Here is a 10,643-nt window from a genome sequence, read left to right as displayed (position 1 = left end):
GTCGCCCGCGTTCATCCAGCTCTTCGACCAGACTTCGATACTTAGACCGAAGCCAGCACACAATGGTCTCGTCTCTCATCCCTGCTCTTGTGCAGAGGCTCTCCACTCCGGTCAATCACTATTGCGGTAAGTTGTTTCCTGCCACCGCCTTAGTGGTTCGTCAAATTAATTCTTGAACGCCAAGGCGAGCCGGTCATTGCGAGCGGAGCGAGGCAATCTTTGTTTTCTGGGACAGCGATTGCTTCGTCACCTTCGGCTCCTCGCAATGACATACCACGTTCAGTTCAAGAACTTTCTTGAAAGACCACTTAGTACTTCGAGAGTAAGATGTTGTCAGGGGCTGAAAGCTGACTGCTGATAACTGATAGCGAATAACTGCTGACAAAACTGTAACGCTTCCTTTTTTGCTGTTACGTTTGTAACACCCGTCATAGGGCTAAGTCCTGAAGAAATCACAAGTCTGACTTGGCCTCGCTTTTGCTCTCTCCCCAGGTAACGTCTGCAAAGGGCAAACCACGCGAAAGCGTGGGACGCAAAGCTACTGGCCTACGTCCAGCACTACCTGGGTATGGTCGCAGAGCCGCCAGGCAATCTCACTGTGAGAATGCAACGGAGTATTCCGTGTTGCCTCACGCGAAGGGGTCTTGCTTATGGCACCTGTCCAGCTCCTCCTACTCCTATTCCCGTGGCTCTTCTTTCCGTCCCTCCAATATGTGTTCTTGACTGAAGAACAAGAGAAGACTCCAAGAGCTCACACCAAGAGCTGTCGGACTTTTCTCGAGTGGGGCCTGTGGACGGTGTCACTGTGGTTCCTGCGTCTTCCTCTCCATCAACCGCCGCGCATCTGGCTTGGGACTCTCTTCGCTTTACTTATGACACAGGTGACCGATGGTTCTCAGGAGCCACTCTGACGCGGGATGGGTGGATTTTTACTGAGCCGAGCGTCTACAACCCGCCTGGCAATCTGCGCCCTTCGAGTGCACCGGCTAATCCTGTGCCGACACTTGCTGTGGACCTCGCAAGTGAGACCTTACCTTTGCCACGACTCAAGGTTGAGAAAGGAATCGTTGCCGTCCCGGCCTATACCGACTTCAAGTTGCATGACATTACGACCGGCCCGGGCGATCCGAACGAAGAGCCTCTTGATATGAACCGCCAGCCGGGCACGCCCGAATTTTTCACCGGGAATCGCAAATTCCTGACCCGCAAATTGTGGGGAGTGTCAACTGAGCCGCCATATTTTCATCACGGCAAGTTTACCACGCTACGGGAAGCTATTCTGGCCCATATCGAATTTCTGAAAACACTCCAGGTGCTTCCTCCGGGGACGGCTGACCTGGTTGTGGATGCGCAGTATCAGAAGAAAACCTGGCCACCCCCAGGAGTGAAATTATGACAATCCAGAGATCTGCCGATAGCACGGGGAAGACACTGTCAAGTTCCTAACGTAGGAGCCCAAGGCATGGCGAATGCACGGAATGGATTTTCACTGATCGAACTTATTGTGATCGTCTCTATTATTGGGATTCTCGTGATGATTGCCGTCCCAAATCTCAACCGGAGTCACATGAACCTGATGGCGGGACGAGAGGAATTGGAAGCGAACATCCGTATGGTACGTGGGAACGCAACTGGACGTGGGGTCCACTACCGAGTCACGCTCCATCCTGATTCCTATGAGATCGATCGCCTCAAATTGGCCGCCGACGGGGTTACTTGGGTGCATGACTCATTGTATTCGGTGCAGACGGTCCAACTCCCCAAAAATATCACTATTACCACCGGTGCTGGGATGGCTTTTGAGTTCAATTCGCGTGGGCTGCTGGAAAAGCAAGCTGACGGAACTCCCGCGGTGCAGGTTTCTGTTACGCTCCGCGATAGTCGTGATAACAGCACGCAAAGTGTGAGTATCTGGCCCTCCGGACAAATTCTCAGAAACTAATATGAAACGTGGAAACGCTGGATTTACGCTCATTGAGACCCTGATTGCGGTGGCCATCTTCGGTATCGTGTCGATGGCTATTACCTCTCTCATGCTGACGAATACGCGGATGATCTCTGAAAACGCGCAGTCGTCAGAGGCTATCGGCTACGCACAGGAGTTGCTCGAAAATCTTCGTGAGGTCCCAGTGGACACCCTCGCTCCTGGGTCGACGTCGAGTACCCGGACCTCGAACCGAGGCACCGTTTATACGGTAACCTGGACCGTCACGCCCAACTCTCCGGCTCCTGGCCGTACTCGAGTTGGTGTGACGGTCTCTTGGACACACAAAGGAAGCCCGCGATCTTATGCAACGCAAAGCATCTTCACAAAAATATCATAGGAATGCCGCGGCTGGGCATACGCTGATTGAGCTTCTCGTCTCTATCTTTATGACCGGCGTGATGCTGGCCATGATCACGAGTCTTATGCAGTCGAGTATGACCGTGAAGCACGGCGGTAGCCTCGAAACCGAAGCGCAGCAGGGGCTCCGTGGACTTCTCTCAATGGTAACGCAAGAGCTGCGTCAAGCTGGGGCGTGCCTCACAACCGGAGGACCCTTCGTCGCTCTGGCAGGAGTAGACAGTACGAGTCAAGACACCTTGACGGTGCGGATTGGCAAAGTAAGTCCACTCACGTTGCAGTGCGTACAGACGAACGCGAACACCGCCGCAATTGGTGCTACTGCGATTACCGTAGACGACGCCAGCGCGTTTCAGGCCGGTGATCTTGTCTACATCAGAGAGAGTCCGGCAACGGGACACATCAACACGATTACTGCCGTCGATGTCGCGGGAAAGCAGTTGACCCTTGCAACTGGCCTGCCGACGGCGTTTCCACCCGCACCTGGTCAAGCTGCGGTGTATGCGATTGAAGACCGGACATACTCGATAGCAACGGTGAGTGGTCAGCCTACGCTGATGATTTCGGTCGACGGTGGAACGCCCTGGCCGATGGTCTCCGGAGTCGAAGTGTTTGATGTGCTTTACTATCTCGGGCCTTGCGCCTTGAACGGCAATGGGTCGTTGAACTGCGCAAATGCAATACCCGCCCCAGCTCCTGGGGCCGCGGCGTGGAGTCAAGTCCGCGCTGTCGGTATTTGTGCCCAAATCCGTTCGCATATGGCAGATAAGCAGGGCGTCATTCATCGCGTGACCACGGACCAGGCTGGGGCAGTCGATGGATACGTCATGATCAAGCCGAGAAACCTGTTGTGATGAACATTATGCAAAGGGAGGCCGCATGCGCCGTTACCTGTGGAACTGTTTGACCGATCGGCGTGGGATCGCGTTGGTGGCGATCCTTGCCCTGATGGGTGTGCTCAGCATCTTGGCGGCAGCGTATACGCTCAGCATTCGCGCGGATACGGTTCTGCGTGGTGGCGCCGCGCGTGAACGTGCCAGCTTCTATGCTGCCGAAGCCGGCCTGAACAACGCCATGGCCGAGGTAAAGGACTATTTTGAAGCCTATTCGATGCCAGGCAATTACCAAAGCACTATTAGCGTCGGGACTGCCGGGCATGTTCGTGATACGACTTATACTGTTACTCCCGTTGCTGGGCGCACTCCTGGGCCGCCGACACTGATTCCGATGGGACGACCGTTTGCGGGACTCTATGCCATTCCCAGTGACTATGTCGTAACCTCGACGGCTATGAATCAGGCTGGAGACAAGGAAGCGACCGTTGGTGCTCAGTTTACCGTCAACTCGATTCCCATCTTTCAGTTCTTGGCGTTTTTTAAGGACACGTTAGAGATCGCCCCTGGCCCATCGATGACCTTGAGTGGCCGTATTCACACAAATGGTGATCTCTATCTGAATGGTCAGCATCCATATACAGTGGTGAGAATTGGCGATCGCCGCTCTCCACCAGATGCGCCGCCGGATAATCCGTACCTCCAGATTTCTGCTGCTGGTGACATCTATCGCGGCCCCCATTCGGCGAAGCCATGTTCAGGGACGGTATGGGTCGATAAGCAAGAGGATGTCGTGGCTCCGACTCCTGACCTTGACCCGCTTGTCCTGCCATGCAACGGCAGCTCTCCGACGATTGTCAGTAACACGGCCTTAGCGAATTACCTTGGCTCCATGCTCGCGAATGAGACCCCACTGTTGATTCCGGGCGTTGATGTATTTGACCGTGGCGGAGGCGGCAGTCCTGGCGGTGTGTTCTGGCATAAGGCTGACTTACGTCTCGTTTTGAATCTACAGGCGACAAAGGTTCAGAGCTTCTGTAGCGATCCGATCTCGAATTCAGGCGGGGGCAATGGCCTCTTCGTCATTGAGATACAAGACGCTAATGGTGCTCGCAATGTCAGCAAGACCAATGCGCTGTGGCAGTTCATGTGTGAACGCCGCGGGGCAATTTTTACAATGACCTTCCCGACAAGCTCCCGACGAGCTGGCCATTGCCGACGGTCAATACGAGTAACTCTGGGGCTAATAGGGATCCGAGCAATCCGCAAAACTATAAGCCACACTTTAGTTCTGCTGCAAGCGTCTACCGTCGCGCAGGTGAAGATACCAATGGTGATGGGGCGGTCGACACTAACGGTGACACAACGATATCGGGCAATGATCTGAACTTTGACATTTGCCCGGTGTGGGTGGGGGGAGCGATTGGTCCACGACCGGCGTGGCGTCCCGACTACTGTAATCTGAAATATGGTGAGTGGACGGGAGCTGGCAACGGGAACATTTTCGCCGATCGCGCGCTGGTGAAAAATACGCTCTCAACCTCATGGTTTGCTGATAACGATTATCGGCGTGGTGGTTTCTACAATCGGCGAGAGAATGAGTGGGTCATGATGCTCAACGTGAACATTCGTGCCCTGATCGACTGGAACGAGACCAATGGAACGCCATTGTTTGACCCGAGCGATACGACTGATGGCGGGCTCGTGTTCTTCCTGTCGGTGCAAGCGGACAACTCCACGACGACACCGCCGCCAAGTGATCGACGCTATGGCGTGCGAGTGCTTGATTCGGCGAATCTCAATACCAACGGTGGAACGTTCCCGCGCCCACTGCCTGCTGATCCAACGGGACTGTCGCTGGCGAGCGATCAGGCCATCTACGTGCTTGGCAACTATAACTATTATCCAACCATGACCCTGGCGACGAAAATTCCCGCCGCGATCATGGGCGACTCTGTCAACGTCTTGTCTCAAGGCTGGGAAGTCCCTGGGATTCGCCAGCCCAACGGTCCGCCAGAGGAGCAATACAATAATGATCGCAAGAGTGGCGGGACGCTTTCCGTCACTCGGGTCGTCCCGCGCTCGGATAGATACTACAGCTACGTTGCTGGTGTCGGAACACTCAACTGCGTGACACCTCCATGTACCAGCCTAACAACCGGGAACCCAATGGGTATCAATGCCGCCTTCATTTCCGGCATGGATACGCCGGTTCCGGGAGAGTCGAATGGTGGGTTACACAACTTTCCGCGTTTCCACGAAGATTGGTCATTTCGTCCTGATGGTCAGGCCGCTCTGAATTATCGTGGCTCGTTTGTCAGCCTCGGCGCGCCTGTTTATGCGACCGGCCCGTGGGGAGGAGCGGGAGAGAATCCGTACAACATTTACAACGCACCCATTCGCAATTGGGACTACGATGCCAGCTTTAACGATAATCGCCTGCTGCCACCGCTGACACCGATGGTCAATCTTTTACAGCAGCAAATGTTTACGCGATTCTATCAGTAGAGGATCCGCCACGTGTCGAAGTTGCACTTGATCTCACATAGTTTCATACCGCGACTGGTTATGCGCTCGCAGACCGGTATCGCCTTGGTGACGGTCCTTGCATTGATGGGTTTTCTGAGCGTCCTGGCAGCAGCGTATACACTTAACATTCGCGCAGATACGGCATTACGAGGTGGAGCAGCACGAGAGCGGGCTGGATTTTATGCTGCTGAAGCTGGGCTCAACAGCGCAATGGCCGAAGTGCGTCTCTATTTTGACAACCAAACTCCTCCCGGAACGACGTATACCGAATCGTTTACGATTGACTCTAGCGGGCAGCAACGAACAGTAGCATATGTCGTCGCACCGGTTATAGGCAAAACGCCGGGGCCACCTGTATTAATCCCGATTGGACAACCGTTTGCTGGGCTCTACACCATCCCGTCCGAGTATACCGTAACGTCAACTGCAAAAAATGTCGCGAACGATCCAGAAGCGACGCTGGGTGCGCAGTTTACAATCAACTCGGTTCCTATCTTTCAGTTCATGGCGTTCTATGAACAGACACTCGAGGTACAGAACGCCCCACCCATGAATGTCAGCGGGCGCATCCACACCAACGGTGATCTCTACCTCAATACCTGGAGTACGCTCACTATCGGTGATCGACGTGCGCCACCCAATTCACCGCCAGACAATCCGTTTGTCCAGATCTCAGCCGCAGGCGATATCTATCGTGGCGGGTTGGCCAACGACTGCATCGGTACGGTCACGATCGATAAGCAAGAAGACACGGTTGCACCCACGCCTGACCTTGATCCGTTGGTGCTCTCATGTAGCGGAGTCGGACCAACAATTGTCGATGACGTGACGCGCGCCTCATTTCTCGGGTCGCTACAAGCCAACGCTGCGCCGCTACAAGTGCCTGGGCCAGTGACCCTGACGCGTGGCGATGGAGGAGTCGCTGGCGGGATGTTTTGGCAGAATGCCGATCTGCGTATTGTGCTGAATACCACGGCCACGCGCATAACGAATTTCTGTGGACAGGCAGCGCCCAGTAGTGCCGGCGTCAACGGTCTCTATGCCATCGAAGTGCAAAACGTCGACGGCAGCCGAAGCGTCGCCCGAACCAACGCATTATGGCAGTTTATGTGCGAGCGGCGTGGTGCGATCTTTTACAATGATATTCCGACCTCCTCCCCAGTGCTCGGCACTAACTCGCCGATGCCTGGACCGCCTGATTTCACTGCGGCTACCGACCCAAGCAATCCCAACAACTATGCGCCGCATTTCGCTGCTGCCGCACGTGTCTATCGACGTGTTGGAGAAGGCACAAACGGTGATGGGCAGGTGGACACAAACGGTGATAGCGTCGTGTCGAGTAACGATCGTAATGACGACGTCTGCCCGCCGAATGGAGGAACCCGCCCTGCCTGGCGTCCAGATTTCTGCAATGTGTCCTCACTCGGCGGATGGGACGCAACTGTTGGGGCAGGCACGCTTCCTGTGACATCGTGGTATGCGGATAACGATTACCGTCGCGGTGGATTCTACAACTGGCGCGAAGCGGCATGGATGCTGTTGCTCAATGTCAATATTCGTGCCCTCATTGACTGGAACGAAGCCAATGGTGCGCCGCTTTTTCCTTTGGAGTTGACACCCGCAACCACGACGCATGGTGGTTTGGTTTTCTTTCTCTCGGTGCAAGCCGCCGACTCGACGACCACACCACCTCCGGCGAATCGTCGTTACGGGACCCGCATCTTCGACTCTGCGAACCTGAATACCAGAGGCACTACCTTTCCGCGCCCGAACCCGGATGATCCTACTGGTCTTACCGTCGTGAGTGATCAGGCAATTCATGTCCAAGGGAACTACAATTACTACCCGACGATGACACTGACGACCAAGCTGCCGGCGGCGGTGATGGGGGACACGATCAGTATCCTTTCGCAAGCATGGGAGGTGCCAGTCTGGACCAATCCCACACTCCCTTCTGAGCGACACTACAACAATGACCGCAAAACTCCGCAGGGTCGGGCGCCGGTACGCGTGATGTCACTCGTCGATGGGTATTTCGTTCAGGGGACTGGCCTGTTGTGTGCCACGGTGCCTTGCACCAGCTTTGCCCCGGCAGACACGTTTGGCATCAATGCGGCTTTTCTGACCAATACCACCCTCTCTGTTGCTGGAACCTATGGTGGTGGGTTGGAAAACTTTCCCCGATTTTTCGAGAGTTGGGAACCCGGTGGAACCGCGCGACCACTGACCTATGCTGGCTCGTTTGTCAGCCTCGGGACACCGCAGTTTGAAACTGGTGCCTTCCGTGGCAAAGGCAGCATTGTTTATGACCCTCCCCAACGCAACTGGGATTATGATGCGAGCTTCAATAACGTGAAGTTGTTGCCACCGCTGACCCCGATGGCAGACCTCATTCAGCAGCGCATGTTCACTCGATTTTATCGATAGCGCAGCAATAGGAAAAAGGAGGCAAAATTTTGTCGAAATGTGAGTGATTTGGTAATTTTGTAACAGGAAGTGCAGAGCTAACCTATGAGAATGCTTCAAGAGTGACCTGGCATTGGTTTTGCTCCGCATTGATAAGGAAACCGACAAAGGCAAACCGCGTGAAAGTGCGGGACGCAAAGCCACTGGCCTACGTCCAATGATCATGTTGGATACGGCAGCAGGGCTACCGGGCGAACACAGCTTCTTGTAAAGGCTGTGGATCTGCACGGGTGACACTGGGAGATACCGATTATGTCACCATTGCACTCCTCTCCTTCTTCAGTCAGCCCCTCGTTACTGCCGCTTTTTTCCCGTTATTCCGACCAGGCTGCTGTTATGACGACAGCACCGGTACCCAAGCGACCATATCGAGCGATAGATATCGCGGTGGCGGCTGGCATTATCGCGCTATTAGTGGCGCTCCTCATTCCGACCCTGAACAGTCGCGCGATCATGCTACCAACAGCGACGCGCAGCCTTGTTGACCACTTACGACTTGCACGAGCTGGCGCGGCCAGTCGAGGCGCGCATTTTCGTGTGACCTTTGAGGCCAACGCCTATGCGATCGCACAGCTCCAAGATCATGATGGCAATGGGACTTGGGAACCCGATGAGAAAATCCCTGCCTGGCGTGTGTCGTTACCGCCAACTGTGGCAATTGCTGCTGCTGCCGATACTGCTATTGAGTTTGATGCACGTGGACTGGTTCTGCAACCTCACAAGACGGGACAGCACTACCAGTCACAGTGAAACTGACGGACTCTCAGACTGAGCAGTCAACGGTGATCGAGATTCTTCCTTCGGGGAAGGTGCAACGGTTGTAACACTGAGAACGATATGTCCTTCGGTACTGACGATGTGACAGTTGGCTCCTGAATGTACACATGTAAAACGAAGCGTAACGAACATGCCTAACCTGATAACTGCAACGTCTGTAGGGCGGTCAGAAGTCGCACGACACACCTACATACTGTGAATATGAAACACCAAGAGATTTCTTCTTCGAGTCCATATCGGACCATTCCCTTCAAGGGAGGGGAATTCCTCACTTCTCCTTCACTTCGCGGAAGGCGAGAAGACTTCGGCACCGTTGCTGCAGTAGCTGAAGGCTCCGACTCGTCTGCGACCGTGCTGAGCCGCGGTGACGGCGAGATTGGCAAACAGAGTCCGGGACGAACGACGTGTTCGTACCCGGACTCTTGCGTTTTGGGAGGTGTCGCATGAAACGCGGGAACGCCGGCTTTACCATTATGGAACTGCTCGTGGTTGTGGGAGTCATCGGCACGATGCTTATCGTGGCAACGCCAGCTGTCAATCGCAAGGCGGCGAGTTTACCTCTGGCGTCGGAGGAGCTTCAAGGTGCACTCCGCATTGCACGGGCGAATTCGAGTCGGCACGGGGCCCATTTCCGGGTCACGATCACGGGCGCGCAAGCGTACACCATCCAACGGATGCAGGACCCTGATGGAGATGGTATTTGGACTCCCGACTCTTCCTACCCTACACAGCCAATGACACTGTCCCCACCCGTATCGATTGGCAGTGGTGCCATCGGTAAGCAGATCGAATTCAACACGCGTGGTTTGCTGCATTCGACTGTTGCGGGGGTCGTACCAAGCGTTGTCTATATTCCACTCACAGTGATCGGCGGCGGAACGGAGACCCTCGAAGTGTGGCCATCAGGGCAAGTGCAGGAGTCATGACATGAAGTTATCACAGAGCGGATTTACCTTGATCGAAGTCCTTGTCGGTATGGTCATCTTCGCGATTAGCTCCTTAGCTGTGGCGATGTTGATGGTGAACCATACGCAATTGGTGTCATTAAATTCTCAATCGTCAGAGGCAATTGCCTTGGCGCAGGACAAATTAGAGGACCTGCGAACAATGAACTACACCGACTTAGCCTCTAACTCTGCGCCGCCTGTCACCAAGAAAGGCGTTGGGTACACAACCAGCTGGACAGTGCAGCAGAACACGCCGGCGACGAACATGACGACGTTAACGGTGACCGTTGCGTGGAACCATAAGGGAGTTGCGAAAAATTATGTTGCCAAAAGCATTTTCTCAAGCGTTACGCCTTCGTAAGAAACCCAGGGGCTATACGCTCATTGAGCTTCTCGTTGTCTTGTTGATCACGAGCTTCATGATGACCACGATCACTGGGTTTTTTCAGACGGCAGTCGCGACGCGGCAGAATGCTGGCGCACAGACCGAAGCGCAACAAGGGTTACGGGCATTAGCGTCCCTTATTACCCAGGAGTTGCGTCAGGCAGGAGCATGTCTGCCGAGGAATGGTAACTTTATGGCGTTGGCTGGCACTAAGGCGGTGGCAGGAAACAACTTACCGCAATAGTGATTGACCGGAGTGGAGAGCCTCTGCACAAGAGCAGGGATGAGAGACGAGACCATTGTGTGCTGGCTTCGGTCTAAGTATCGAAGTCTGGTCGAAGAGCTGGATGAACGCGGGCGAC

At 54.6% G+C, this 10,643-nt stretch carries 10 protein-coding genes and 2 riboswitches; all 10 genes read left to right on the top strand.

What is annotated here, in order from left to right:
• Positions 1–497: 497 nt before the first annotated feature.
• Positions 498–588: riboswitch (cyclic di-GMP riboswitch) on the top strand.
• 202 nt (positions 589–790) lie between these two features.
• The 10 genes from FJ147_24205 to FJ147_24160 all read left to right on the top strand — a co-directional run bounded on the left by FJ147_24205 (position 791) and on the right by FJ147_24160 (position 10,525).
• Complete coding sequence (locus tag FJ147_24205; protein MBM4258991.1) at positions 791–1,396, top strand: hypothetical protein; 606 nt, start codon at positions 791–793, stop codon at positions 1,394–1,396.
• 66 nt (positions 1,397–1,462) lie between these two features.
• Positions 1,463–1,942, top strand: coding sequence for a prepilin-type N-terminal cleavage/methylation domain-containing protein (locus FJ147_24200; GenBank protein MBM4258990.1), 480 nt, complete (start codon positions 1,463–1,465; stop codon positions 1,940–1,942).
• A gap of 1 nt (position 1,943) precedes the next feature.
• The gene (locus FJ147_24195; protein ID MBM4258989.1) at positions 1,944–2,324 is read left to right on the top strand and encodes a type II secretion system protein; all 381 of its coding nucleotides are present in this window, start codon (positions 1,944–1,946) and stop codon (positions 2,322–2,324) included.
• Positions 2,290–3,198, top strand: coding sequence for a hypothetical protein (locus FJ147_24190; protein ID MBM4258988.1), 909 nt, complete (start codon positions 2,290–2,292; stop codon positions 3,196–3,198). Before FJ147_24195 ends, FJ147_24190 begins: the two co-directional genes overlap by 35 nt.
• 25 nt (positions 3,199–3,223) lie before the next feature.
• Positions 3,224–4,564, top strand: a complete 1,341-nt coding sequence (locus tag FJ147_24185; GenBank protein MBM4258987.1) for a hypothetical protein — start codon at positions 3,224–3,226, stop codon at positions 4,562–4,564.
• 1,133 nt (positions 4,565–5,697) lie between these two features.
• Positions 5,698–8,133, top strand: a complete 2,436-nt coding sequence (locus FJ147_24180) for a hypothetical protein (GenBank protein ID MBM4258986.1) — start codon at positions 5,698–5,700, stop codon at positions 8,131–8,133.
• Positions 8,134–8,271: 138 nt separating this feature from the next.
• A riboswitch (cyclic di-GMP riboswitch) is annotated at positions 8,272–8,364 on the top strand.
• Positions 8,365–8,508: 144 nt separating this feature from the next.
• Positions 8,509–8,922, top strand: coding sequence for a hypothetical protein (locus FJ147_24175; GenBank protein MBM4258985.1), 414 nt, complete (start codon positions 8,509–8,511; stop codon positions 8,920–8,922).
• Positions 8,923–9,392: 470 nt separating this feature from the next.
• Positions 9,393–9,875, top strand: coding sequence for a hypothetical protein (locus FJ147_24170; protein MBM4258984.1), 483 nt, complete (start codon positions 9,393–9,395; stop codon positions 9,873–9,875).
• Between the two features lies 1 nt (position 9,876).
• Complete coding sequence (locus FJ147_24165; GenBank protein MBM4258983.1) at positions 9,877–10,257, top strand: type II secretion system protein; 381 nt, start codon at positions 9,877–9,879, stop codon at positions 10,255–10,257.
• Positions 10,217–10,525 (top strand): prepilin-type N-terminal cleavage/methylation domain-containing protein, encoded by a 309-nt coding sequence (locus FJ147_24160; protein MBM4258982.1) that lies wholly within the window; start codon positions 10,217–10,219, stop codon positions 10,523–10,525. The genes FJ147_24165 and FJ147_24160 overlap by 41 nt, the downstream gene beginning before the upstream one ends.
• Positions 10,526–10,643 lie beyond the last annotated feature (118 nt).

The organism is Deltaproteobacteria bacterium, assembly GCA_016874775.1.
Lineage (GTDB): Bacteria > Desulfobacterota > Binatia > Bin18 > Bin18 > VGTJ01.
This window is presented reverse-complemented; position numbering and strand designations above follow the sequence as displayed.